The organism is Sulfitobacter profundi (assembly GCF_042661425.1).
Lineage (GTDB): Bacteria > Pseudomonadota > Alphaproteobacteria > Rhodobacterales > Rhodobacteraceae > Sulfitobacter > Sulfitobacter profundi.
In genome coordinates this window covers 2,262,385-2,286,653 of sequence record NZ_JBHSWA010000001.1, presented here as the reverse complement: position 1 = coordinate 2,286,653, position 24,269 = coordinate 2,262,385, and the positions used below count along the sequence as shown (strand labels likewise).

18 protein-coding genes and 7 pseudogenes are annotated in these 24,269 nt (G+C 61.8%); 13 read left to right on the top strand and 12 right to left on the bottom strand.

All coding sequences use genetic code 11. The features are described 5' to 3' along the window. Nucleotides 1–231 precede the first annotated feature (231 nt). From ACFQAU_RS11920 to ACFQAU_RS11910, 3 genes and pseudogenes are all read right to left on the bottom strand, one after another. Nucleotides 232–549 (bottom strand): hypothetical protein, encoded by a 318-nt coding sequence (locus ACFQAU_RS11920; RefSeq protein WP_386282423.1) that lies wholly within the window; start codon nt 547–549, stop codon nt 232–234. Nucleotides 550–745: 196 nt separating this feature from the next. Next, nucleotides 746–3,801: pseudogene (locus ACFQAU_RS11915) on the bottom strand (efflux RND transporter permease subunit). A 160-nt stretch (nt 3,802–3,961) separates the two neighbouring features. After that, nucleotides 3,962–4,966 (bottom strand): annotated as a pseudogene (locus ACFQAU_RS11910) (efflux RND transporter periplasmic adaptor subunit); the annotation flags it as partial. A 311-nt stretch (nt 4,967–5,277) separates the two neighbouring features. On the opposite strand from ACFQAU_RS11910, the gene ACFQAU_RS11905 reads away from it, so the two are divergent. Next, nucleotides 5,278–5,736, top strand: coding sequence for a MarR family winged helix-turn-helix transcriptional regulator (locus tag ACFQAU_RS11905; RefSeq protein WP_165935555.1), 459 nt, complete (start codon nt 5,278–5,280; stop codon nt 5,734–5,736). A gap of 19 nt (nt 5,737–5,755) precedes the next feature. After that, nucleotides 5,756–6,892 (top strand): YHYH protein, encoded by a 1,137-nt coding sequence (locus ACFQAU_RS11900; protein ID WP_165935554.1) that lies wholly within the window; start codon nt 5,756–5,758, stop codon nt 6,890–6,892. Nucleotides 6,893–7,129: 237 nt separating this feature from the next. Here ACFQAU_RS11900 and ACFQAU_RS11895 read toward each other — a convergent pair whose 3' ends face one another. Further along, nucleotides 7,130–7,276, bottom strand: coding sequence for a LuxR C-terminal-related transcriptional regulator (locus ACFQAU_RS11895; RefSeq protein WP_386283895.1), 147 nt, complete (start codon nt 7,274–7,276; stop codon nt 7,130–7,132). A gap of 41 nt (nt 7,277–7,317) precedes the next feature. Continuing rightward, nucleotides 7,318–7,926 carry a LuxR family transcriptional regulator gene (locus tag ACFQAU_RS11890; RefSeq protein WP_386282418.1) on the bottom strand — a complete coding sequence of 203 codons (609 nt, stop codon included), beginning with the start codon at nt 7,924–7,926 and terminating at the stop codon, nt 7,318–7,320. Between the two features lie 135 nt (nt 7,927–8,061). Between ACFQAU_RS11890 and ACFQAU_RS11885 the strand changes: the two are divergent. From ACFQAU_RS11885 to ACFQAU_RS11850, 8 genes and pseudogenes are all read left to right on the top strand, one after another. After that, nucleotides 8,062–9,134 (top strand): annotated as a pseudogene (locus ACFQAU_RS11885) (ABC transporter ATP-binding protein). Between the two features lie 3 nt (nt 9,135–9,137). Continuing rightward, on the top strand, nt 9,138–10,049 hold the full coding sequence (locus ACFQAU_RS11880) for an ABC transporter permease (protein ID WP_067626922.1): 912 nt from the start codon (nt 9,138–9,140) through the stop codon (nt 10,047–10,049). Further along, a complete protein-coding gene (locus ACFQAU_RS11875) occupies nt 10,042–10,845 on the top strand; it encodes an ABC transporter permease (protein ID WP_132444385.1) in 804 nt (267 codons plus the stop codon). The genes ACFQAU_RS11880 and ACFQAU_RS11875 overlap by 8 nt, the downstream gene beginning before the upstream one ends. A gap of 20 nt (nt 10,846–10,865) precedes the next feature. Continuing rightward, the gene (locus ACFQAU_RS11870) at nt 10,866–11,885 is read left to right on the top strand and encodes an ABC transporter substrate-binding protein (protein WP_132444384.1); all 1,020 of its coding nucleotides are present in this window, start codon (nt 10,866–10,868) and stop codon (nt 11,883–11,885) included. Nucleotides 11,886–11,961: 76 nt separating this feature from the next. Further along, a complete protein-coding gene (locus ACFQAU_RS11865; protein WP_386282411.1) occupies nt 11,962–12,699 on the top strand; it encodes an amidohydrolase family protein in 738 nt (245 codons plus the stop codon). Continuing rightward, nucleotides 12,630–12,905 (top strand): annotated as a pseudogene (locus ACFQAU_RS11860) (amidohydrolase family protein); the annotation flags it as partial. The gene ACFQAU_RS11865 and the pseudogene ACFQAU_RS11860, both read left to right, overlap by 70 nt. A gap of 38 nt (nt 12,906–12,943) precedes the next feature. Then, on the top strand, nt 12,944–13,642 hold the full coding sequence (locus ACFQAU_RS11855) for an amidohydrolase (protein WP_386282408.1): 699 nt from the start codon (nt 12,944–12,946) through the stop codon (nt 13,640–13,642). A 224-nt stretch (nt 13,643–13,866) separates the two neighbouring features. Next, nucleotides 13,867–14,889, top strand: coding sequence for an NAD-dependent epimerase/dehydratase family protein (locus ACFQAU_RS11850; RefSeq protein ID WP_132444382.1), 1,023 nt, complete (start codon nt 13,867–13,869; stop codon nt 14,887–14,889). 9 nt (nt 14,890–14,898) lie between these two features. Here the strand turns inward: ACFQAU_RS11850 and ptsP are convergent, their stop codons facing one another. From ptsP to ACFQAU_RS11825, 5 genes and pseudogenes are all read right to left on the bottom strand, one after another. After that, nucleotides 14,899–17,142, bottom strand: coding sequence for a phosphoenolpyruvate--protein phosphotransferase (gene ptsP, locus ACFQAU_RS11845; protein ID WP_132444381.1), 2,244 nt, complete (start codon nt 17,140–17,142; stop codon nt 14,899–14,901). A gap of 161 nt (nt 17,143–17,303) precedes the next feature. Continuing rightward, nucleotides 17,304–18,542, bottom strand: coding sequence for an aspartate kinase (locus tag ACFQAU_RS11840; protein ID WP_132444380.1), 1,239 nt, complete (start codon nt 18,540–18,542; stop codon nt 17,304–17,306). Nucleotides 18,543–18,629: 87 nt separating this feature from the next. Further along, nucleotides 18,630–19,272: pseudogene (locus tag ACFQAU_RS11835) on the bottom strand (SDR family NAD(P)-dependent oxidoreductase). Between the two features lie 58 nt (nt 19,273–19,330). After that, complete coding sequence (locus ACFQAU_RS11830) at nt 19,331–19,789, bottom strand: DUF1178 family protein (protein ID WP_120351617.1); 459 nt, start codon at nt 19,787–19,789, stop codon at nt 19,331–19,333. A 94-nt stretch (nt 19,790–19,883) separates the two neighbouring features. Next, the gene (locus ACFQAU_RS11825) at nt 19,884–20,351 is read right to left on the bottom strand and encodes an NUDIX hydrolase (protein WP_120351618.1); all 468 of its coding nucleotides are present in this window, start codon (nt 20,349–20,351) and stop codon (nt 19,884–19,886) included. On the opposite strand from ACFQAU_RS11825, the pseudogene modA reads away from it, so the two are divergent. The 3 genes and pseudogenes from modA (at nt 20,296) to modC (ending at nt 22,964) form a co-directional block, all read left to right on the top strand. Further along, nucleotides 20,296–21,197, top strand: a pseudogene (modA, locus tag ACFQAU_RS11820) (molybdate ABC transporter substrate-binding protein). The gene ACFQAU_RS11825 and the pseudogene modA sit on opposite strands and share 56 nt — an antisense overlap. Next, a complete protein-coding gene (gene modB, locus ACFQAU_RS11815) occupies nt 21,187–21,879 on the top strand; it encodes a molybdate ABC transporter permease subunit (RefSeq protein WP_132444377.1) in 693 nt (230 codons plus the stop codon). The pseudogene modA and the gene modB overlap by 11 nt, the downstream one beginning before the upstream one ends. Beyond that, nucleotides 21,879–22,964, top strand: coding sequence for a molybdenum ABC transporter ATP-binding protein (modC, locus tag ACFQAU_RS11810; RefSeq protein WP_386282399.1), 1,086 nt, complete (start codon nt 21,879–21,881; stop codon nt 22,962–22,964). Before modB ends, modC begins: the two co-directional genes overlap by 1 nt. Here modC and ACFQAU_RS11805 read toward each other — a convergent pair. Beyond that, nucleotides 22,965–23,731 (bottom strand): annotated as a pseudogene (locus ACFQAU_RS11805) (EcsC family protein). A gap of 51 nt (nt 23,732–23,782) precedes the next feature. Further along, nucleotides 23,783–24,262, bottom strand: a complete 480-nt coding sequence (locus ACFQAU_RS11800) for a GNAT family N-acetyltransferase (RefSeq protein WP_132444434.1) — start codon at nt 24,260–24,262, stop codon at nt 23,783–23,785. Nucleotides 24,263–24,269: the final 7 nt, after the last annotated feature.

Below are 24,269 nucleotides of genomic sequence, written 5' to 3'. Positions count from 1 at the left end.
AGAAACCGGCGTGTTGGTGCCTCTCGAAAAACGCTAACCCATCCGTTTGCATGCATCAAGCGCGGCAAAGCTCAGGTCCGTCGACGGTGGGCGGGACCTGAGCAACCGTTCTGGTGCCATCCTTCCGGCGGTTCTTGCAGGCCGCCGCGCCGGGAAAGGTTTGACCCGCGTTCCAGCCTAACACCGGCCCTCAATCGCGGATCAACCCCTGCCCGGAGGGCGCATCTCAGTTTACGAGGGCCTTGACCAACAACGTCGCTGCGGCCGCAAGGTAAATATCATTGCCATCGACGACATAGACTTCATTCCGGCCCGGGCGCGAAGGCCGCGGGCGCGCCAGTTCTTGACGACGACGACATCCTGCTTGCGGAGACGCTGGCCAACCGCATGCCGATGGCGCTGCTGTTTCACCACCTTCACCTTGGCGCCGCGATCAACACGGCTGTGTTGAGCCTCCGCTCTGTCGGCCATTGCCGTCATCGGCACGAAAGCCACTGTGGTGGCTGCCAATAGCACGACAGTCGCGCATTTTTTCATCCGGTTTTGCATTGGGTCTCTCCTCTTTGCTTACGTCATATTTAACGTCTGCCAGAGAGATTCCCGTCGCTGGCGTGGGGCAGTTTTTCGCCGTCAGCTATGCAAGAGCCGTGGACCTTGTAGCCGCTCCCAGCCTTTGCGCAGGGGAGAGCATCCGATACGCAAAGGCCGTCGCGCTACACGCTTGCGGTCGCCTCCACCTCGGCTTTCAATCTATGCGCAGACCCTCCGGGGTTGCACCCCAGACCGTGATCCAGCGGTAGAAAATCGGCGTGAGAAACAAGGTGAACACGGTGGCAAAGCCCAAACCGCCGACGATCACCCAGCCCACGGCGATCCGGGCCTCCGCGCCCGCGCCAGAGGTCACGATCAGCGGCAGGCCTCCGAAAACAGTCGACACCATCGTCATCATCACGGGCCGGATGCGCAGGCGCAGCGCGCTTCGGATGGCGCTGTCGATGTCTTCGCCTGCTTCGCGCAGCTGATTGGCAAATTCGACGATCAGAATACCGTTCTTGGCCATGACCCCGATCAGCATCACAAGGCCGATCTGGCTGTAGTAGTTCAGCGATCCGCCCGTCATCGATATCGCCAGCAATGCGGCAGCCATCCCGAAGGGCACTGTCATCATGATCACCACCGCACTGGCAAAGCTCTCGAACTGGGCGGCCAGCACCAGAAGCACCACGATCAGCGCGACGCCGAAAACCATGTAGATACCGCTTTGGGAGCCGTCGAGTGTCGCGGCCTCTCCGGTGAAGGTGATGCCCATCCCATCGGGCAAAACCTCTTCGGAAAGTGTCAGCACCCGGTCCATCGCGGTGGACAGATCGACACCTTCGCCAAGGTTCGCCTGCATTGCGACGGACAGCGCTCCGCCCAAACGCTCGATCTGCGCGTCGCTTACCACCGTCTCGAGCGAGGCAACCGCGGACAGCGGTACATAGGCGCCACTGTCGAGGCGGATGGACATGGAGGCGATGTCAGACGGATCGTCAATCGGCGGGCCACCGGGGACGACGTTCACATCCACTTCGACATCATCCGAAAAGACGCTGACTGCCACATCGCCCTGAACCATGGCGCGCACGAGGGAGGAGACATCGGAACTGTTGAGCCCCACATCGCCAGCGGCGCTGTCGTCTACCGTGACTTCCAATTGCGCGGTCACGCTGTTGTTGGACAGTTGCGGGTTCAGAAAGGTCGCATCCTGGGCCATCGCCGCCGTGAGCCTGTCGGCGGCTTCGGTCATTTCAGCCAGATTGGTGCCGGTCACCGCGAAACTCAGCCCGCCACCCGCGCCACGAATGTTAAGGCTGTTGGTCGACCGTGCGCTCACCTGCACGCCGGGGACCGCGGACAACTGACCACTGATCTGCGCGATCAACTCCTGCTGGGTAAAGTCGCGCTCGGCCCAATCCGGCAGGCGGACGACGATGAACGCACTGGTGCCGCCGCCGACGCCAATAATGCTTTGCACGGTCTCGATCTGCCCGCTCTCTCGATACGGGGCGAGGATGTCTTCGACCAGCGCGACCTGCGTATCGAGGTAATCGATCGTCGTGTCCGATGCCCCGCGCGCCTGTACGAGAAAGAAGCCACGGTCTTCCTCTGGCGTGACGGTGGACGGCAGGGTCAACGCGGCCCCCATTGCGATCATGGCAAAGCCTATGGCGATCGACAGAACCAGCAGCGGCGTGCGGATGGCGAAATCCATCATCCGGTCAAAGCCGCGCGCCAATGCGCCCGGCGTGGCGGCTTCTGCGTCGCCCAAGGTTTTGCCCGGGTCCAAGAGAGCCGACAGGACGGGCGCAAGGGTGAGCGCCGTGATCGACGACAGGGTAACGGCAAAGGCCAGCACGAAGCCGAATTCAGAAAAGACGCCCCCGCCTGCCCCGGCAGGAAGGAAATCGGAATGAAAACGGCGGCAAGCGTGGCGGTGGTGGAGATCACGGCGAAGAATACCTCGTTCGCGCCCGAAGCCGCGGCGGCGAAAGCCCCCATGCCGGACTTGCGCTTGCGCACGATATTCTCGACCACGACGATGGCATCATCGACAACCATCCCCGTCGCCAATACCAGCGCCAGAAGGCTGATCGTGTTGACCGAAAACCCCGTAAGCCAGATCGCGGCAAGCGTCCCGATCAAAGCCACGGGGATCGTAACCGCGGGGATCAGCGTGGCCCGTGGGGAGCGCAGGAACAGAAAGATCACGACCACCACGATGCCGGTCGCCATGAGGATGGATTTGACGACCTCGTTGATCGACCCTTCGATGAAGATACCGTCGTTCGAGGTGACCAACAGTTGCACGCTTTCGGGAAGTTGCGCCTGCAATTCCTCGACTGCGGTGCCCACATCGCGCGAAATTTCCAGCGTGTTGCCAACCGATTGCCGGGTGATATCAAGGCCGATGGCCGTCTCACCATTCACGCGGGTATAGACGTTCGCGTCTTCGGGCGCCAGTTGCACAAAGGCGATATCCGCGACTTGGGTCGTGTCATTGATCGGCAATTGGTTGATGGTCTCGACGGTGACATCCTTGCTGCCCACCCTGAGCGAGAGGGTCTGCGTTTCGCTGGAAAGCGAGCCCAGTGCGGTGTCGTCGCGCAGCTGCGCGAGTGCTGTGGAGACATCAAAGATGGTCAACCCCCGGCTCAGCAAAGACGGCATGCTCACCGCCACGCGGAACTCATTGGCACGGTCACCGCGCAGGGTCACCTCGGCAATGCCATCGATCAGGGAAAGCCGTTCATAGACAGCCCCTTCCGCCAGTTGGGTCAGCGTGTCGAGGCTGGCATCGCCAAGCAGCGCAAGGCGAATGATCGCATCCGCATTGCTGTCGCTTTTGCTGACGCTGGGGTCTTCGATATCGTCGGGCAAGGACCGCAAGGCGCCCGATACGATCTCGCGCGCCTCATTGGCAGCAACGTTGACGTCGGTGCCGTCCGAGAGATCGATGGTGATGCGGCTCGACCCCATGCTTGACGTGGATTCGATATAGGACATGCCATCAAGCGCGCTGAGCGCGTCTTCGAGGATTTGTGTCACTTCGGTGTCTACCGTGCTTGGCACCGCACCTTCGTAGTCGGTTCTGACAGAAAGCACGGGCTGGTCCACATCCGGCATCTCGCGGATGTCGACACTGGTATAGGCCGCCAGTCCGGCGATGATGATCAGCAGGTTCAGCACGATCCCGAAGATGGGCCGCGCCACGAAAATATCCGCAAGACCGGCCTTGTGCGCTCTTTTCTCGAAACTCATGCGTCTGGTCCCCCGCGCGCGCCAGCCGCGGTAACCTGCGCGCCTTCGCGCAGCTTCGCCGCGCCCTCGGCCACGATCTGCGCGCCCAGGGGGCTTCGGTCTCGACCCAGACCCGGTCGCCCTCGCGGTAGCGGATGGTGACAGGAACGCGGGCGGTGCTGCCCTCATCGGCGACCCAGATGCCCGCGCCGCTGCGGTCCCATGTGATGGCGGTTGCGGGCACGACGGGCAGCGGGTCGGTCTCTTCGGTCATGCGGATGGCAAAGGTCATACCGGCAAGCAGCAGCCCCTCGGGGTTCTCGATCTCGGCCTCTACCGTCGCACTGCGGGTCACGCTGTCGAGACGGCTGTCAAAAGCGGTGATCGTCCCCTCGAAAATGCGCCCCGCATAGGTGGGCGTGGAGACGAGAACCGGTTTGCCCTCGGCCAAAAGACCGATGGAGCGTTCTGGCACTTCGAATGTGGCAAGCAGGCGGGTGGTGTCGTCGATGGTCACGATGGCCTCCCCGCTCGACAAGCGATCGCCCAGACTAATATCGCTCAGCCCCAAACGGCCAGAGATCGGCGCTTTGATCGTGCGGTCATCCAACGCCACTTGGGCCAGCCCCACATTGGCTTCGGCCAAGCGCAAGGCGACCCGCGCTTCGGAAAGGCTTACGTCGGTGACCACGGAACTGCCGTTGCTGCGCAGCCCCTCATAGCGGGTAACGGTGTCCTGCGCCTGATCGCGGTTGGCCTCGGCGATTTCTAGCGCCAGCCGTTCGGTGCGGTCGTCCAGTTTCAGCAAGACATCGCCCTTTTCCACCATCGTATTGGCGGCAAGCGCGGTTTCGACCACCTCGCCCGCATCGGTTGCGGTCACTTCCGTCTGGCGAAGGGACACCGCGCTGCCCACCGTGCGCAGGACGAGCGTATATGCGCGCGCCTCCAGCGGCGTCAGCACAACGGTTGTCGCCCGTCCTTGCCCGCCGCGCCGCCCGGGCCGCGCGTTCTGAGGCGCATCATCCGTCTGGGTGACACTGCCGCCCCAAAGCTGCGCAACCTCATCGGGCACGCCGAATGCGATGCCATATGCGCCTGCAATGATGACGATGGAGACGACGGCGTAGATTAATCTTTTCAAAGTCTTCAGGCTCCTGAAAGGCGCTGTGGGGGAAAGTTTCATGGCCTTGCCAAACCGCCCCCCATGTCAGAACAACCCGGCCTCGAACGAAGGCGTGGCTGAGCGATTTAAACAGTGGCGAGCGGTGCGAAATTGGGTGTTGGAAAGGTCCCTGCGATACATGTGCTTCTTCTCAAACGGCGGACGAAGAATATTCCGTCGCAAAAATATTGCCGTTCCGATGAAAAATGTCGGTTCCCCTCGACCCGTGGGCCAAACTCCCCATGCGCGGCATTCACGTCAGCTGCTCCTATCTTCGGCTCGGCCATGCCCGATCTTGCCTTTCGCCGTTAATTAGCCTACTAACTGTTAGTATGCAGTTCGACCCCGTCAAATTACACTATCTGCTTCATGCAGCCACTCTGGTGGAGGAAAAGCTGCGCCACCGGCTTTCCGAAATCGGCATATCGCCCCGTCAGGCCCGCGTGATCGACGCACTTGCCCGAATGGGCGCCGTTTCGCAAATCACCCTCGCCCGTGAGTTCGCCATCACCCCCGCCAGCATGAGCACCATGACCGGGCGGCTGATCGCGGCAGACATCATCACCCGCAAAGTCGATCCGACCGAAGTGCGCAGCAATATCGTGGAACTGACACCGCGCGGGCGCGCGTTGCTGGCAGATGTCCATGCCGCTTGGCGCGATATCGACACGCTGATCGCTGAGACTCTGGGCGCGGAGGATGCCGCCGCGCACGCCACGCTCAATCGCCGCCTCCGAGACCGCCTCGGCGGCAAGGTGCCCGGCTTGGCGTCCGACAACACTCACAAGTAACGAGTCAGGAGACCCAGCGATGAGATTTCTACGTTCCTGCGCAATCTGCGCAGTTTTCACACCGGCAGCTGCGTTTGCGCACCCCGACGCGCATTCGGTGGCGGATGCCGCGCTGGTCAGCCCCGCCGAGATCGTGGATTGCACGCTCGAGACCGGAGAGACTGCACAATGCGCGCGCTATGTGGTGAAATATCTGCCCGACGACCTTGAGATCGGTCCGTTCTGTCCGGCGACCTTGGAGGACAAGGGCGGCATTTGGCACTGGGACGGCGATGAAGCGGGGCTCTACCGGATTGACGGCGATTTCCTGCGGATGCTGGACGCGCAGGGCTACACCTTCTTCAACGCAGACGGAGAGGTCTATTCTTTCGACATTCGCATCGAAGGGCCGACCGAGGCGCATGAGTGCATCCAAGGTTCGGTCGATCCCGATGTCGAGATGACGGTCCTCATTCCGACGAACCCGGTGATGGCGGATGAGCCGACCAGCCTTGGCACTGTTGCAAAGGTCGGCATCGGGTTGGACGGCGTCCCGATCTTCGCCGACGCCCCTTCGGTGCTGGAAACCGGGCATATGCCCGCGCTTGATACCTGCGGCGGCCATGTCGACCCGGGCGGCTGGTACCACTGGCATGCGACCGCTACGGATGTGAACGCGATCTATGATTCCGAAGGCGTCGATGCGGAATGTGTGAACGTCGCTCAGGATCAGACGGCACAGTTTGGCTATGGCTTTGACGGGTTCGCGATGTTTGGCCCGCTGAACCACGACGGTTCCCTTCCCGATGATCTGGATGACTGCGGCGGCCATGTCGGCCTGACCGAAACGGACGGAGAGGCCGAGTATCACTATCACGCGGGCAACACCTTTCCGAACCTGCCTGCCTGTCTGGCAGGCGTGGTCGCGCAGGACAACTTCGCGACCAATGCTGCAAACGGCATCGGGTCTGCGAATGCTGGCGGTGGTCCCGGCGGGCCGGGCGGAGGCCCAGACTTTGACGCGGTTGCCGAGACCCTCAACGTGGATGCCGAAACCCTGCGACAGGCCATGGAAGACGCAGGCGGGCGTGGCGCCGATCTGGCCAAGGTCGCAGAGGCTTTGGGGGTCGATGAAGACGCCCTGCGTGCAGCCATGCCCGCGCCTCCGCAACAGTGATGGAAGGCAGGGTCTGAGCTATCAACCCAGCCCTCGCGTGTCTCGCCCTACCCCCGCTCGGGGCGTTGGCGGACAGGTGAGGGTTGGACAATCGGCCTAGCAGACGTGGAACGCCCGCCCTGCGGGGTCACTGGTTGCGCATCCGCGCTTTGAATTCTGATATGTCAAAGTACCACCATCGCCGCTCAACCCACGCATTTCGAATGCCCCGCCCAGAGCCATCGGGTCGAAGACCAACTACAACAGATGCTTGAACACGCCGAAGAGTTCGCGCTGTGTTGAGATGACGAGCTTGCGGTAAAGGTTCCGACGATGGACCTTGCAGGTTTCCGTCGCGATATCGAGCAGTTTCGCAGCGGAGGCATTCGAATGGCCCTGCAGCACCAACCCCGCGATCTGCGCCTCCCGCAGGGTTAGACCGATGCTCAGGCGATCCGCAGCATGGCTTCTGATGGCATCGGACAGCGGGGGCGGGCCGTTCCGGGCTGGTCGACGGGGGCCGGGGCCACGGCAATGCAATGCTGCGCCAGAAGCTCCAGCAACAAGGGCGCATAGCTTTCCATGCTGCGAAGCTCACTGCGCCGAAAAGGCCCCTGCCCATCCCGCCTGCTCAGCGACAGATGCGCAACGCCGCCATCCTGTAGTGGGATGAGCAGTCCAACCTCGTCACAAAGCCCGGTGCCCCGGTAATATTGCAGATAATATTCGCTGGAAAAGAAACGGTCCGGCGCGATGTCGGCCAAACGAAACAGCCCGCCCTCCTTCGGCAGGCTGCGATACAGATAGAAGGGGTCAAAGGCATAGCTGCTCTCCATATAGTCTTCGAGAGGCCGCCCGATCAATTTGCCCGGCTCGATCCAGTGATCCAGCAGTAAGGGCGGTTGGTCCGCATCAAAGCGCAACATCAAGAAGGTGCCGAAGGCGATGCGGGTGCTGAAAAAGGTCTTATAGGCCTCGAAAAAAGCCGGGCTGCCGACGGCCCGAAGCGCATCGCGCAATTGCTCAATCGCCAAATTTGTCAGCCTATCGCCCAAAGATACTCCAAAATCTGATCAAAATCTCAAGAACACTACCCCACAAGGGGTATATTCACCAATTACTATTGGCGCAATCATGCAGGGCAAGCTTTGCTCAAAACTAGGAACCGAATTGGGCGATCAGGGGGAAAGATGACCAAGGCAATCACCGCACAGGCGCTGCGCAAAGTGTATCCCGGCAACCCGCCGGTCGAAGCGCTCGCGAGTATCGACCTCGAAATTCAGGACAACGAATTCTTCACGCTGCTGGGTCCTTCGGGCTGTGGCAAGACGACCTTGCTGCGACTGATCGCGGGGTTTGAGCATCCCACATCCGGCAGGCTGGACATGTTCGGCGAAAGCCTGCTCGCGCTGCCCCCTACAAACGCCCCATCAATACCGTCTTTCAAAACTACGCCCTGTTTCCTCATATGACCGTGGCCGAAAACATCGGCTTTGGCTTGCAAATGCTCGGCACGCCCAAATCTGCGATCAACTCGACCGTCGAAGAAATGATGGAACTGGTGCAGATGACCCAGATGGCGGATCGGCAGACCAGCCAGATCTCCGGCGGGCAACAGCAGCGCGTCGCCCTCGCCCGCGCTCTGGCGCCACGGCCCAAGATCCTGCTGCTGGACGAACCGCTGAGCGCCTTGGACTTCAAACTGCGCAAGAAAATGCAACTGGAGCTAAAACGGCTTCAGACCGAAACCGGCATCACCTTTATCTTCGTGACCCACGACCAAGAAGAGGCGCTGACCATGTCGGATCGCATCGCGGTCATGTCCAACGGCGCGGTGCGTCAGGTCGGACGCCCACGCGAGATTTACGACCGTCCTGCAGACCGGTTCGTGGCGGATTTCATCGGCGATACCAACTTCTTACCGGCTGAAATCATTGGCCGCGAGGGGGAGAGCGCTCAGTTGCGTCTGCCTTCAGGCAAGCTTGTGCAGGCCCATGCGAATGAAGCCGCCACGGGCCGGGTCACGCTGGCCCTGCGACCGGAACATGCGGAATTGACCTCCGAAGCCGATGGCCTCTTGGCCGGGAGCCTGCGCGAGGTGGTCTATTTCGGGACCGATACGCATTTTCACGTCGGCCTCGACGATGGCAGCGAATTTGTACTGCGCCAGCAAAATGGCCCCACGGTCACGCATTCCTATGTGACGGGCGATCGGGTTGGGGTGTCCTTCCCCGCCGGTGCCGCTCAGGTTCTGAGGGACTGACCCATGGCAGAGCTTTCAAACACCGTTGCAAAACGCGCCGCCCGAAACCGCTGGCTGCTGCTGACGCCCGCGCTGATCATCCTGATCTTTGCCGCCAGCGGGCCGCTGCTGATCACGTTGTTCTATTCCTTCCTCACCCCCGGCGACTATGGCGGGGTAGTCTGGGATTTCTCGACCGATGCGTGGTTTGGCGTGCTGATGCAGCGCGATATTTTCGACGACACATTGGGCTGGTCGGATGCCCATCTCAGCATCTTCTGGCGGTCGCTCAAATTGTCGATCCTGACAACGCTCGCCTGTTTGTTCTTTGGTTTCCCCACAGCTTACTTCATCGCCACACGGCCGAAAAAGCAGCGCGAATTCTGGATGTTGCTGATCATCATCCCCTTTTGGACGAACCTGCTGATCCGCACCTTCGCCATTCTGGAATTGATCCGCAACGAGGGCACCGTGAACTCAATCCTCATCGCGCTTGGTATCATTGATGAGCCGATCCAGATGCTTTTCACCGAGTTTTCGATCATTTTGGGCATGGTCTATGTCTATCTGCCGCTGATGGTTCTGCCGATCTATGCCTCGCTTGAGCGGTTGGATTTCCGGCTCGTCGAAGCAGGCTATGACCTTTACGCCACCCGCTTTCACGTGCTGCGCCGGGTGATCTTGCCGCTGGTGAAACCGGGGGTGATCGCGGGGTCGATCCTTGTGCTGGTGCCCTCGCTTGGGGCTTATGTCACGCCGCGCGTCATGGGCGGTGGCAATCAATTAATGATCGGCAATCTGATCGAATTGCAATTCGGACAGGGCCGCAACTGGCCCTTGGGCGCGGCGCTGTCGATCACCCTGCTGGCTATCGTGATGGTGGCACTGCTGGCCTATGTCCGCGCCGCAGGAAATGAGGAGGTGCAGCATGGCTAATCGCGGGTTCGACATTCGCAAGCTTACGGGCTTTTCCAGCATCGCGATGGCATGTTTTTTCATGCTCTACATGCCGATCATCCTGCTGGTGGTCTATTCCTTCAACGCAGGCACCTCCATCGCGATCTGGGAGGGATTTTCGTGGCGCTGGTACGTCTCGGCTTGGGACAACGAAATGGTCCAAGAGGCCACGGTGCGCAGCCTTATCATCGCGGTCTCTGCCGCGGCCATCTCAACCAGTGTCGCGGTGCTTGCAGCCCTCGGCACCACCCGCACAGGCAAGTTTCGGGGGCAGACCACGGTCTTTGCGCTGATCCACCAACCGCTCATGGTGCCCGAGATTGTCACGGCAGTGGCGCTGCTGATCTTCTTTGCCTCGATCAAGGTCGTGACGGGCTATACTGGGCTGATGTATCTGATCATCGCGCATTCCGCATTCTGCATTCCCTTCGCCTATCTGCCGATCAGAGCGCGGCTGCAGGGCATGGACCTGACCCTCGAACAGGCGGGGGCGGATCTCTATGGCACGCCGGTTCAGGTTTTCCGCCATGTGACCCTGCCCCAGCTTTGGCCGGGCATCCTCGCCGGGGCGATGCTGGCCTTTGTCATCAGCCTTGATGACGTGGTCATTACCGAATTTGTGAAATCCGCCGGGCAGGACACCCTGCCGACCTATATGCTGGGCCAACTACGGCGGGTGGTGACACCTGAGATCAATGCGATTTCAACTGTTCTGTTGATGATCTCGGTGACGATGGTGATCGCCTATACCCTGCTCAGCAAAGTCAAAAAATAATTAACCAACGGGAGCAAGACATGAAAAAGACACTGACGGCACTCACGCTCATCCTCGCGGGGCCTGCCATGGCCGAAGGCGAGTTGAACATCTACAACTGGGGCAACTACACCAGCCCCGACATGATCGAAAAGTTCGAGAAAGAGACCGGCATCAAGGTCACCATCACGGACTATGACAGCAACGATACGGCGCTGGCCAAGATCAAAGCAGGCGGTCATGGCTTTGACATCGTCGTGCCCTCGGGCACCTATGTCCCGATTTTCGTGGGCGAAGGGCTGCTGATGGAAAGCAAGCCCAACGAGATGGAGAACTTCAAGAACATGGACCCGCAGTGGGTCGATGTGGAATTCGATCCGGGCCGCAATTACACCGTGCCATGGCAGTGGGGGACCGTCGGGGTGACGGTGAACACCGCGGTCTATGATGGCGACATCAATACCGCCGCCGTGATCTTTGACCCGCCAGAAGAGCTGAAGGGCAAGATCAATGTGGTGCCCGAGATGAATGACGTGATGGGCATGGCGATCCACTTTGCGGGCGGTGAGCAATGCACAGCCGACAAGGAAATGCTGAAAAAAGTCCGCGACATCCTGCGCGAGGCCAAGCCGAATTGGTTGTCGATGGACTACGGCAATATCGAGAAATACGCCAAAGGTGACCTCGCCGCCGGGGTGAACTGGAACGGCGCATCCTTCCGAGCCCGCAACCAAAACCCCGACATCGCCTTCGGCTACCCGCAAGAGGGCTATCCGGTCTGGATGGACAATGCTGCGATTTTGGCGGACGCCCAGAACGTCGAAGAAGCCAAGACCTTCCTCAACTTCATCATGGACCCGGAGAACGCCGCGATGCTGTCCGAGTTCGCCCGCTATGCCAACGGCATCAAAGGCTCCGATGCGTTCATGCCAGAAGACATGAAGTCCGCCCCCGAAGTGGTCGTGCCCGAAGACCTGAAAAGCGCCGCCTATGTCGCCAAGGTCTGCCCGCCCGAGGCGCAAAAGCTCTACACCGCGATCTGGACCGACCTTCAGAAATAACGCGCGCTTTGTTCGATAAACACATTGCGTCCCGGCCATCGGTCGGGGCGCGCATCGCAATAAGGACCCTAAGACCATGCCGGCAGATATTGTCATCCACAACGGGGCGCTGATCACTTTTGACCCGGATCAGCCCCAAGCCAGCGCTTTGGCCATCACCGGTAATAAGATCTCGGCGGTCGGATCGGATGCTCAGATCACGGTGCTGATCGGCCCAGACACCAAGGTGATCGATGCGCAGGGCGGCACGGTGCTGCCGGGCTTTATCGACAGCCATGTGCATCTCTTTGGCGGGTCCGTCGAACTGGAATATCTCAACCTCTATGGCCTCACCGGGCTGGAGGAGATGCGCCGCGCGATCCTGCCCTATGCCGAGGCAAACCCAGACGATAAAATGCTGTTCTGCGTCATGGCAGACTACGGCATTTTGGGCACCGGCAAGACCCTCACCCGGCATGACCTTGATGCCATCCTGCCCGACCGCCCGCTCGCCATGTTCGCCCCCGACCATCACACGGTCTGGGCCAACACCGCCGCGCTGAAGGCGGCAGGGCTCTTGCAAGGCGGCAAGGTCGACGCAGGCTCTGAAATCGTGATGGGGGAAGATGGGCTCGCCAATGGGGGTTGCTTGAGCCCGGCGCCTATAGCCCGATCCTATCGCTCACCCGCTATGGCGGCCGCGATATGTTGGGCCTTACCGCCGGACGCGACCCCGAGCCGCCCGCCACACCTGCGCAGCGCGCGATGGACAAGGACGTTATCGCACGCGGGCTGGCCCATTGCGCCGCGCAGGGCATCACCGGTCTGCATCTGATGGATGGCAACCGCTATCAGCTTGAGCTTCTGTCTGAGTTGGAGGCCGAGGGCCGCCTGCTCTGCCGCTGCCATGTGCCCTTTCACCTCAAAGGCACGGACACTGTCGCGCGTCTGACCCGCGAAGCCCCTGCCCTGCGCGATGACTTTGAAGGGGATAAGGTCCGCTGTAGTCACGTCAAAATGTTCATCGACGGGGTGATCGAAAGCGGGACCGCACTGATGCTGCAGCCCTATCCGGGGAGATGGGCAGAAATGGCAATTGCGGCGATGAGGTTTTCACCCAAGAGCATTTCGTCGCCGCCTGTGTCGAAGCGGATCGTCTGGGGTTTCAGATCGCCGTTCATGCCATCGGAGACGCCGCCGTGCGCCGAACGATCGACGCCTATGAGGCCGCCCAAAAGGCGAATGGAAAACGCGACAGCCGCCACCGGATCGAGCATATCGAAGTGATCCACCCCGATGACATTCCCCGGCTCGCCGATCTGGGCATCGTCGCCTCCCTCCAGCCCGGCCACGCGCCCCGGGGCCATGTCTTTCCGCCCTCTGGCGTCGGGGACTATATCCGCCCCGAGCAGATCGAAGGGGCCTATGCGTGGCAAACCATTCGTGACACCGGGGCCCGGGTGATCTTCTCAACCGATTGGCCGGTCATCCCAGTCGATGTGATGTCCACGCTCAAGGCGGCCACCGCGCCGCTGGACCTCGGCGGCGATTGGCCGGATCAGACCCAGACCCTCCAAGATACCCTCGCAAGCTATACCCTCGACAACGCTTGGGCGGAGTTTGCCGAAGATACACGCGGACGGCTGAAAGAAGGCATGGACGCCGACATTGCCGTTCTGAGCCATGATCTGACCCGATGGCCCGCCGAGACGATTACCGACGTAGATGCGATCACCGCCATTATGGACGGTCAGATCACGTTTCAGCGCGGGCATTGATGTAAATCCTCGCGCATCCCTTCGCCCTCTGATCGCGCAGCCCGCGAACCGTTTTGCCTTGCCGGGGCTTGATTGACGCCCCGCCAGCAAGTGCTTTGCCGTTTCTATGCCAAATTTAACCAAATTTTCAGCATTCACATCCCAACCTTGATCAGGACATGGAAAAGGCAACTCAAGCCGCAGGCTCAATGGGCGCGGCATGCCGCATGCGCGAGGATGCCAGAATGGACAGCACGCAGAGGATACTGGTCACCGGCACGGGCGGCTTCATCGGCTTTCACCTTGCCCGCCTGCTGCTGGCCGAGGGCGCGCGGGTGCAGGGCTATGACGGGATGACCGATTACTACGACGTCGCCTTGAAACAACGCCGCCACGCGATGCTGCTTCAGCATGAGCATTTCACGACCAAAGAGGCGCTGCTGGAAGACCGCGAGACCTTCGATGCGCTGGCCGATGACTTTCAGCCAGACATGATCGTCCACCTCGCGGCGCAAGCGGGCGTGCGCCACAGCATCGACCACCCCCGCGCCTTTCTCGAAGCCAATATCACCGGCACTTTTAACGTAATGGAAGCCGCGCGACGGCTGGAGGTCAAACATCTGCTCATGGCCTCATCCTCTTCGATCTACGGGGCCAATACCGATATGCCCTTTGGCGAAACCGGGGCCACCGACCGGCCCCTGTCGATCTACGCCGCCACGAAAAAGGCGAATGAGGGGATGGCCCATGCCTATGCCCATCTGTGGAACCTGCCGACGACGATGTTTCGCTTTTTCACCGTTTACGGGCCTTGGGGGCGCCCCGACCTAGCCTTGAGCAAATTCGTCGATGCGATCCTCGACGGGCGCCCGATCGATATCTACAATCACGGAGAGATGTACCGCGATTTCACCTGTGTCGATGATCTGGTGCGCGGCATCCGTCTGCTGATGGACTGCGTTCCGCCCCAACCGGGCAGCGCAGCGCCGCCGCCGGAATGGGATTCGCTCTCTCCTGCAGCGCCCTACCGGGTGGTGAATATCAGCAATTCCGAAAAGGTCCGCTTGCTTGATTTCGTCGAAGCGATCGAAGCCGCGCTCGGCAAGCGGGCGGTGCGCAACTATATGGGCATGCAGATGGGCGACGCCCCCGCCACATGGGCCGATGCAACGCTGCTACACCGGCTTACCGGCTATCGCCCGCAAACCGATATTCACGAAGGCATCGCGCGTTTCGTCGCCTGGTTTCGCGACTATCACGGCAAATAGCTGCGGGCCTCAATGCTGGTGCTGCTGACGCACGTAGTCCATCACCGCGCCTCTTACCGACATCTCACCCCGCTCGCGCGCCGCGTGGATAACCTCGCGCACGTCATCAAGGTTGCAGCGCCGCAGCAGGCTTTTGACCGGCCCGATTGAGGCCGGGCGCATCGACAGGGTCTTGAGCCCGATAGCCGCGAAACACAACGCCTCGACCGGGCGGCCCGCATCCTCACCGCAGAAAGACAGTGCCGTATCGGTTTGCGCACAGCGCTCCACAATGCCCTCAAGGAAGGTCAGGAAAGAGACGTTCAGCGTGTCATACCGCCGCCGCACCCGCTCGTTCTCACGGTCAGCGGCGAAAAAGAACTGTTTCAGATCGTTGCCCCCGATCGACAGGAACTCAACCTCTTCAAAGAACTTCTTTGGCGCAAAGGCGAGGCTGGGCGTCTCAAGCATGGCGCCGACTTCCAGCTTTTCGGGCAACACATGGCCCAAGATACGCTCGCGCTCCATTGCCTTGTCGACCTCGGCGCGGGCGGCGCGGAATTCCTCGAACTGGGCGATAAAGGGAAACATCACCGCCAGCGGGCGGCCCGCAGCGGCGCGGATCAGGGCTTGCAACTGCATGCGCATGACACCGGGTTTGTCCAGGCCCACCCGGATCGCGCGCCAGCCCAAAGCCGGGTTCGGCTCATCATGAGGCTTCATATAGGGCAGCACCTTGTCCGAGCCGATGTCGAGCGTGCGAAACACCACCCGGCGGCCATGCGCGGCATCAAGCACGCGCGCGTAAAGCGCCGCAAGCTCGGTCCGGCGGGGCATCTGGTTGCGCACCAGAAACTGCAATTCGGTGCGGAACAGCCCCACGCCCTCGGCCCCCGACCCTTCGAGCGAGGGCAGATCGGCCATCAACCCCGCGTTCATCTGCAGGCTGATGATCCGCCCGCATTTCGTCTCAGCCGGTTTATCGCGGATCGAGGCATAGCGCTCCTGCGCCGCCGCCTGCATCGCGATCTTGTCACGAAAGGCCGTGGCCACGGTATCGTCGGGCCGCAAATGCACCACGCCCTGTTCCCCATCAACCATGATGTGATCGCCATTCAGCGCATCATTGGTGATGCGGCTCGCGTGAACGATCAGCGGAATCGCCAGCGCCCGCGCCACAATAGCCGCGTGTGACCCGACAGAGCCGCCCTCCAACACGATGCCGCGCAGCGTCCGCCCATAGTCCAGCAATTCCGCCGGGCCGATGTTGCGCGCCACAAGGATCGGATCGACGGGCATCTCGGCCCCGGTATCACTTCCCTGCCCCGTCAGATGACGCAGCAAACGGTTCGACAGATCATCCAGATCCGAAAGTCGCTCCCGCAGATAAGCGTCATTGACCTGCCCCAGACGGGCGCGGGCCATGGATTGTTCTTTCTCGACCGCAGCCTCGGCGCTCAGCCCGCTTTGAATATCCTCCACCATGCGCCGCATCCAGCCTTTGGAATTGGCGAACATGCGGTAGGCTTCAAGCACCTGTTGCTGCTCTTTGTCGGCGGTAAGGCTTAACAATTGGTCAACGCTGACGCGCAATTGCTCGACCGCTTCGGTCAAACGCTCCGTCTCGCGCTCCGGGTCATCGGCGATGGGGTTGGATACCACCACCCGCGGCTCATGCAGCCAGACATGGCCCTCGGCCACGCCCTCTTGCCCCACGGTGCCGCGCAGCAGAACCGGCTGGCTGTGGCGCGCCGACATCGCCGCGCCCTCGCCGACAAAGGCACCAAGCTCGGCCATTTCGGCCAGCACCATGGCCACGACCTCAAGCGCGTAGACCTCATCTGCCGAGAATTCGCGTGCCTGTTTCGACTGCACCACCAAGACGCCCAGCGTCTCGCCCAGGCGTTGAATCGGCACGCCAAGGAACGAAGAATAAATCTCCTCCCCCGTCTCTGGCATGAAACGGAAACCGGCAGCCTGCGGCGCATCGGGCGTATTGATCACCGTGCGGCGCTTAGCCACGCGCCCCACCAGACCTTCACCCAGTTTCATACGGGTTTCATGCACCGCCGCCTCGTTCAGACCTTCGGTGGCACAAAGCTCAAGCGTGTCTTCGTCGCGAAACAGATAGATCGAGCAGACTTCGCAGCCCATGGAGTTGGCGATCAACTGGGTGATCTTATCGAGCCGCGCTTGCCCCGCCACATCACTGGCCATCGCATCACGCAGCCGCCCCAGCAGCTTGCGGCTTTCTGTTTCAACCCGTTCGGCCATATGATCTGGTCCCTGTCCCTCTGGAGCAGGGTTTAGCGCACTCGCGCAAGGATAGAAATGCTATTCGCGACATACCCTGCATCCTCTGCCAGCATATCGGCGGGATGCTGCAGTTTTACGCGAGGCGCGACATCGCGTAAAACCCATTTGATCGCAGATGCTTAAGCGGCTTTATCAAGCTCGAAAGCATCATGAAGCGCCTGCACGGCCAGCTCCATATACTTGCGGTCAATCAACACGCTGATCTTGATCTCAGAGGTGGTGATAACCTTGATGTTGATCCCCTCATCCGAGAGGACTTTGAACATCTTAGCGGCCACGCCGGTGTGGCTGCGCATGCCGATGCCCACCACGGAAACCTTGGCCACACCCTTGTCGGCGATCAACTCTTGATAGTTGATGATGCCCTCTTCATGGGCTTTCTCCATGGCCTTTTCGGCGCGGATCACCTGATCGACGGGGCAAGACCACGTCATATCGGTGCGGCCTTCTTCGGCGATGTTTTGGACGATCATGTCGACGTTCACGCCACCTTCGCTGAGCGCGGTAAAGATCGTCGCCGCGATGCCGGGGCGGTCCGCCACGGACACCAAGGTCATCTTTGCCTCATCACGGGAAAACGCGACCCCGGCCACCACATTGCTTTCCATGATTTCCTCCTCATCGCAGACGAGCGTCCCGGCATCGTCAGATTGTTCTTCGAAACTGCTCAGCACGCGCAGTTTAACCTTGTAGCGCATCGCCAGCTCGACCGACCGGGTTTGCAAAACCTTCGCCCCGAGAGAGGCCAGTTCCAGCATCTCTTCAAAGGAAATCTTGTCAAGTTTGCGTGCCTTGGATTCGACCCGCGGGTCGGTCGTGTAAACGCCGTCCACGTCGGTATAGATATCGCAGCGCTCAGCATCAAAAGCAGCGGCAAAGGCCACGGCGGTCGTGTCAGACCCACCCCGGCCCAGCGTGGTGATCCGGCCCTGCGGGCTGATGCCCTGAAAGCCTGCGACCACGGCAACCTTCATGCCTTCGCCGAATTTGGCGGTGATGTTGTCTGTTGGAATTTCCTCAATCCGCGCGGCGGAATGGGCATCGGTGGTACGCACCGGCACCTGCCAACCCTGCCAAGACCGCGCGGGCACGTCCATTTCCTGCAAGGTCAGCGCCATCAGCCCGGCGGTGACATTCTCGCCACTCGACACGATCGCATCATATTCGCGCGCGTCATAAAGCGGCGAAGTCTCGTTGACAAAGCCCACCAGCTTGTTCGTCTCGCCCGACATGGCCGAAACGATGACGATCACGTCATAGCCTTTGGCCACCTCAACGCCGACGCGCTTTGCCGCGCGGCGGATACGGTCCAAAGTGGCGACCGAAGTCCCACCGAATTTCATAACCAGAACAGGCATATTGTCCCCCGCGCAACAGTCCAGCGCGGTCTAAGCCCACGGCACGGCAAGGGCAAGCCTATTTAACATGACGTTATGTCGAGTGCCCTAGAACGGATGCGCCCGGCCATCCCATGTCTCAAACGCGCCCGTCCGCGCCAGATCAAGCGCAGCGATCCGCTGGGCAAGACCTTGGGCAGACTCCGCCACGCTGATTTCGCCCTGATCACCACCCATATCAGTGCGCACCCAGCCGGGGTGGTAAATCCCCACCGCGATGCCCTCTGGCTTCAGGTCCACCGCCAAATTGCGCCCCAGATTGATCGCCGCCGCCTTGGAGGCGCGGTAGATATAGCTGCCCCCGGTGCCCGCGTCTGCGACCCCATCTGCGAGGCGATAATCGCAATTTTCGCGCTCTTTGCCGCACGCAGGTTCGGCAGGAGCGATTGCACCGTCAGAAAAACCCCGGTCACATTGGTCGCGAAACTCTGCGCCCAGAGATCAGGCCCGAAGCCCGCATCCAGATCATCGCCCTTATCCAGATAGACGCCTGCATTGCAGATCAGCAAGTCCAGCGGACGGTCCGCGAGGCTTGCGGCAAAAGCGGCGTGGCTTGTCGGGTCGATCACATCCAACACGGCCTCCGCCCCGCGCCGCGGGCGGTGCCGATCACCTCTTCGCCTGCATCTTTATACTGTGCGGCCAGCGTCGCGCCGATGCCGCGGCTCGCGCCTGTGATCATAATGGTCATGGAGGGTCCTTTATCAGAATCGGCCTTTACCAGAATGCGCCTTTGCGAGAATGCGCCTTCAGGAAAGTTGGCGTTTGGGTTTGAACGGCAGGGGCATCAGCGGGACGCCTTCTTCGATCAAGGCGCGGGCCTGATCCAGCCGCGCTTCGCCATAGATCGCGCGTTCGGGCGTGCGCCCCGCGTGCATGTCGCGCGCTTCCCGAACGAAATTCTTGCCGACATAGTCCGAGGTCGCCTCGACCTTGTTGCGCAGCGCGGTCAGCGCTTTTTCCACATCGCTCGCCGGATTGGACAGGACCGGCGCGGGTTTCTCGGCGGGCTGCGGTTTCTCGACCGCTTCGGGGGCGCACTCGCCCGAGGTGACCCGCGGGGCCATCAGCGATTTACGCACCTCGGCCGACCCACAGACGGCACAGCTCAGATGGCCGCCGCGGGCGAGGCTGTCAAAGGCTGCCGCCGATTGGAACCAACTGTCGAAGCCATGTCCGGCCTCGCATTTCAACGCATAACGGATCATTCACCCGGTCCTTGAACTCTCTGCTCTAAATGGGCTGCCGCAGGAACGAGGTCAAGACAGGCGGGATCGGCCCGCACGTGCCATTGTCGCGCAATCAGCCCGCCAGACCGCCGCTGCGCGGATCGAAATCGCGGATCAACCGCGCCAGATCGGGCGCATCCACCAGCCGCGCAGCTTTCCGGCGCGAGCACCACAGCCGCTTGCGCTGTCCCTTCTCGGGGAACTGTTTCGCCAATGTCTTGACCTTCACCGGGTAAAGCATCGCCAAACAGGGCACTGCCCCATCCTCCCCGGTTTTGGCATAGCTATAAACGCCCAGACATTGCCCGCGCACCTGCCCCACGACGCCGCCTTCCTCCCATGCCTCGACCAGAGCCGAAGCGGCGGGGGTTTTACCGTCCATCGGCCAGCCCTTGGGAATGATCCAACGCTTGCTGCCGCGCGAGGTAATCAGCAAGATCTGCAACTTGCCACGTTTACGACGCCAGCAAAGTGCTGAAAATTGAATGCGCAGATCGTCCTTTTGTCCGCCGTTCAGCGATATCGGTGCCTGTGTCGTCATCCGTCGCAGCCGCGCCCTCTGGCTGGTTGTTTTCGCCTTCACCCTAGCGCGGCAATCCTTGTCTGGCCATATGCACTTGCCCCCTTCAATGCATCAAAGATACTACCAAAATGATAAGATTTTGCGCCCTTCTGACCCTGCTCTGCGGCCTTGCCCTCCCCTTCGGGCCGAGGCACCGCTGACCGTCTTCGCCGCCGCCAGCCTACGCGGCGCGCTGGAGGAGATCGCAGAAGCGTTCCCCGCGCCATTGGCCTTGGCCTACGGCGGGTCGGGCACGATGGCGCGGCAGGTCGCTGCCGGAGCGCCTGCCGATGTCGTCCTTCTCGCGAACACCGATTGGATGGATTGGATGTCAGATCAAGGGGTTAGCGCCACCGAGAAGGCCCAGATCGTCGCCCGCAACCACTTGGTGCTGATCGCCCCCGTGGCACCGCCGCGCTGTCCCAGCCTGCCGACCTGCCCGCCCGGCTGGGCCGCATGGGGCGGCTCGCCATGGGCCAACGCGATGCGGTGCCCGCAGGCAGCTATGCCCGCGAATGGCTGACCCATGAGGGTCTATGGGAGAGCCTGCAAAGCCAATTGGCCGAGACCGACAATGTCCGCGCCGCACTGGCTTTGGTCGCGCGCGGTGATACGCCTTTTGGCGTGGTCTATGCCAGTGACGCCCATGCCGAGGAGGACGTGCAGATCGTCTATGAGGTGCCTGCCGATACCCATGCCCCCATCACCTATCCCGCCGCTGCCCTGACGCCGGAAGGCACCGCGCTGGTCGATTTCCTGATCACGCAAAAGGCGCAGACGATCCTTGAGGATCATGGTTTCCTTCGGGCCGATCATGGATCTTGACGCTGCCGCTTGGGCCGCGCTCTTGTTGTCGCTGCGGGTGGCGACTGTGGCGATGCTCTGCTCTCTGCCGCTGGCGCTTTGGGTTGCGTGGATCCTCGCCCGGAAGGAGTTTCGCGGCAAGGGCGTGTTGAGCGCGTTGGTCCATCTGCCACTGGTTCTGCCGCCAGTGGTGACGGGCTATCTGCTGCTGTTGAGCTTTGGCCGCAACGCCCCCATGGGTCGTCTGTTGGAGAGTTTCGGCATCGGCCTTGCCTTCCATTGGACCGGCGCAGTGCTGGCTGCTCTGATCATGAGCTTTCCGCTGATGGTCCGCGCCATGCGGCTGGCGATCGAAGCCGTTGACCCACGGATCGAGGCCGCCGCCGCCACGCTTGGCGCGCCGCGCATCAGCGTGTTCTGCCGCGTCACCCTTCCACTGATCTTTCCCGGCATCCTTGCCGGGGCGGTGATGGGCTTTGCCAAGGCGATGGGCGAATTCGGTGCCACGATCACCTTCGTTGCCAATATCCCCGGCCAGACCCAAACCCTGCCGAGCGCGATTTGGACGGCATTGCAGGTGCCGGGCGGTGAGAGCCGCGCGCTGACCATGGCGGCGCTGGCCGGGCTGGTGGCGCTGGCCGCCGTGCTGCTTTCCGAAGCTTTGGCCCGGCGGGTCGCCAGACGCATCGCCGGGGCGCGCTGATGCTGGAGGTCACGCTGCGCCATCGGTTCGACGGCTTCGATCTAGACCTGTCTTTCACCACCGAAGGGGGCATCACCGCGCTTTTTGGCCGCTCGGGTGCGGGCAAGACGACCGTGATCAACGCGCTTGCCGGATTGCTGCGCCCTGATGTCGGCCGCGTGGTGTTGGAGGGTGAGGTGCTCTTGGATACGCAGCGCGGCATCTGGGTGCCGCCACATCGCCGCAGGCTGGGCTATGTCTTTCAGGATGCGCGGCTTTTTCCGCATCTTGATGTGCGCAAGAACCTGACCTTCGGCGCGCGCTATGCCCCGCGTGGCAGCCAAGGTGCGGGCTTTGAGGATGTCGTGGCGCTTTTGGGGCTTGAACCCTTGCTCGTCCGTGCCCCGGCGACCCTGTCGGGCGGAGAAAAGCAGCGTGTTGCCCTTGGTCGCGCCCTGCTTTGCCATCCGCGCCTGCTGCTGATGGACGAACCGTTGGCGAGCCTTGATGGCCCGCGCAAGCAAGAGATTTTGCCCTATCTCGAACGCCTGCGCGACGGGGGATTGGGCCTGCCGATCCTCTACGTCAGCCACGCGGTGGATGAGATTGCCCGGCTCGCCGATCGGCTGGTCTTGTTGCAAAACGGGCGGCTAAAGGCGCAGGGCGCGCTGTTTGATGTCATGGCCGACCCCGCCGCCGTGCCCCTGCTGGGCGTGCGCGAAGCGGGTGCGGTGCTGGAGGCTGACGTCATCGCCCATGCAGAAGACGGGCTTTCGACCCTCGCCGTGCGAGCGGGGCAGCTGGAATTGCCGGGGGTGCAAGCGCCGATAGGCACGCGGGTGCGGCTGCGGGTCTTGGCGCAGGATGTGATCTTGTCGCGCCAGCGGCCCGAGGGGCTGTCTTCGGTTAACATTCTGCCCGTGCGGGTGGATGCCGTGCACCCCGGTGACGGGCCGGGCGCTGCCATTGCGCTGGACGCGGGCGGTGACCGCCTGCTTGCCCGCGTCACGGCGCGGGCAGTGCGCGATCTTGATCTGCGCGAGGGGATGGGGTGCTACGCCATCATCAAGGCCACCACCGTAGCGCCGGGCAGTATCGGGCGCTGATCAGATCTTGGGCGGCGTCCGACCCATTTTCTGTCGCAGTCGGGCAACCAGATCCTCTTGCGGGATATCCGCCTCTATCGCCAGTCTGCGCAGGCCGAAATGCACATGGGCCATGTCTTGGTAATAGCTGGTATAGGCATAGTTTGTCGCCGCCCCGGCCACAGCGCCCAGCACCGGCACCGCCTGCGCGGCTAGCTTTTGCCCCATCACCAATGCCAGCCGTGGGGCCACGCGGGCGATCACCGCGTTCATCGCGCGGCCCGTCAGCGCCATGCGGACCGTCAGAAACCCCAGATCGGCACTATCGTCATCGGCCAACGGCCCTGCAGCGGTGAAGACATGGACGCAGTCGAACTGCACATTCTCAGCCGCCGGATCAAACCCATGTTCTGCCGCCACGCCTTGGATGACACGCAAAAGCAGCGTTGTGGTCACGGGCAGTTCGGCCAATGCAGTGGGCAGCCCCCGGCCCCGCCAGCGGCCCCCATGGCGGTTGAGACCGCTTGGTTCAGCCAGCCCTGCTGGTCCTTCACATAGCTGCGGCTGGAATGGGCGGCCTGCATGGCATGGCCGAGCGCCTTCATCGTCGCCCCTTCGAGATTGCGGCGCACTGCACCCGGCAATCGGTCGATCAACCCATCCGCGCTGCCGCCGATGAGGTTCAGCACATGAATGCCCACGCCGCCCGCCTGTTTATAGCGGCGGGCGATTTCATCCAGCCGGGCGTCGACATCAATAGTGCTGGGCAGGTTGCTTTCGATCTGCATGGGCGTCCCTCTTTGAGCTTAGGCTCAATGTGGGTCGGGTCTGGGGTAAAATCAATCGTGCCAGCGGCGAACCTTGCCGGTGACCCCGGCCCAAGCCCCCTCGGCCAAGGCGCGGCCCAAGATGCGCGCGGGGTTCGTGGGCGGGGGCATCTCTACGTCTTGCAGCAGGGTAAAGCCGAAGCGGTTGTAATAAGGCGCGTCGCCCACCAGCATCACACGTTCCCACCCCAGCGGGGCCGCTTGCTCTAGTGAGGTTTCGATCAGCCCCGCGCCCAGCCCTTCGCCTTGCCTTGTCGGGTGCACAGCCACCGGGCCAAGCAACAGTGCGTTCGCCGCGCCGATGCGCACGGGCCAATAGCGGATCGCGCCCGCCAGAATGCCTGCACTGTCGCGCGCCACATGGCTCAGCCCCGCCACAGGCGGCACGCCGTCGCGTAGCCGGTAAGACGACAGCGCTTCGCGCCCCGGCGCAAAACAGGTGTCATAGAGCGCTTCGACCTCCCAATGGTCGGCGGGCACCTCCGGGGTCATCTTGTAG

Excerpts from the sequence above, each read along its gene's own strand:
- ptsP (WP_132444381.1), bottom strand. The coding sequence starts at position 17,142 with ATGGCCGAACGGGTTGAAACAGAAAGCCGCAAGCTGCTGGGGCGGCTG.
- modB (WP_132444377.1), top strand. The coding sequence starts at position 21,187 with ATGGATCTTGACGCTGCCGCTTGGGCCGCGCTCTTGTTGTCGCTGCGG.
- ACFQAU_RS11850 (WP_132444382.1), top strand. The coding sequence starts at position 13,867 with ATGGACAGCACGCAGAGGATACTGGTCACCGGCACGGGCGGCTTCATC.
- ACFQAU_RS11905 (WP_165935555.1), top strand. The coding sequence starts at position 5,278 with ATGCAGTTCGACCCCGTCAAATTACACTATCTGCTTCATGCAGCCACT.
- ACFQAU_RS11825 (WP_120351618.1), bottom strand. The coding sequence starts at position 20,351 with ATGACGACACAGGCACCGATATCGCTGAACGGCGGACAAAAGGACGAT.
- ACFQAU_RS11800 (WP_132444434.1), bottom strand. The coding sequence starts at position 24,262 with ATGACCCCGGAGGTGCCCGCCGACCATTGGGAGGTCGAAGCGCTCTAT.
- ACFQAU_RS11875 (WP_132444385.1), top strand. The coding sequence starts at position 10,042 with ATGGCTAATCGCGGGTTCGACATTCGCAAGCTTACGGGCTTTTCCAGC.
- ACFQAU_RS11840 (WP_132444380.1), bottom strand. The coding sequence starts at position 18,542 with ATGCCTGTTCTGGTTATGAAATTCGGTGGGACTTCGGTCGCCACTTTG.
- modC (WP_386282399.1), top strand. The coding sequence starts at position 21,879 with ATGCTGGAGGTCACGCTGCGCCATCGGTTCGACGGCTTCGATCTAGAC.
- ACFQAU_RS11870 (WP_132444384.1), top strand. The coding sequence starts at position 10,866 with ATGAAAAAGACACTGACGGCACTCACGCTCATCCTCGCGGGGCCTGCC.
- ACFQAU_RS11880 (WP_067626922.1), top strand. The coding sequence starts at position 9,138 with ATGGCAGAGCTTTCAAACACCGTTGCAAAACGCGCCGCCCGAAACCGC.
- ACFQAU_RS11855 (WP_386282408.1), top strand. The coding sequence starts at position 12,944 with ATGGGCAGAAATGGCAATTGCGGCGATGAGGTTTTCACCCAAGAGCAT.
- ACFQAU_RS11900 (WP_165935554.1), top strand. The coding sequence starts at position 5,756 with ATGAGATTTCTACGTTCCTGCGCAATCTGCGCAGTTTTCACACCGGCA.
- ACFQAU_RS11865 (WP_386282411.1), top strand. The coding sequence starts at position 11,962 with ATGCCGGCAGATATTGTCATCCACAACGGGGCGCTGATCACTTTTGAC.
- ACFQAU_RS11830 (WP_120351617.1), bottom strand. The coding sequence starts at position 19,789 with ATGATCCGTTATGCGTTGAAATGCGAGGCCGGACATGGCTTCGACAGT.
- ACFQAU_RS11920 (WP_386282423.1), bottom strand. The coding sequence starts at position 549 with ATGCAAAACCGGATGAAAAAATGCGCGACTGTCGTGCTATTGGCAGCC.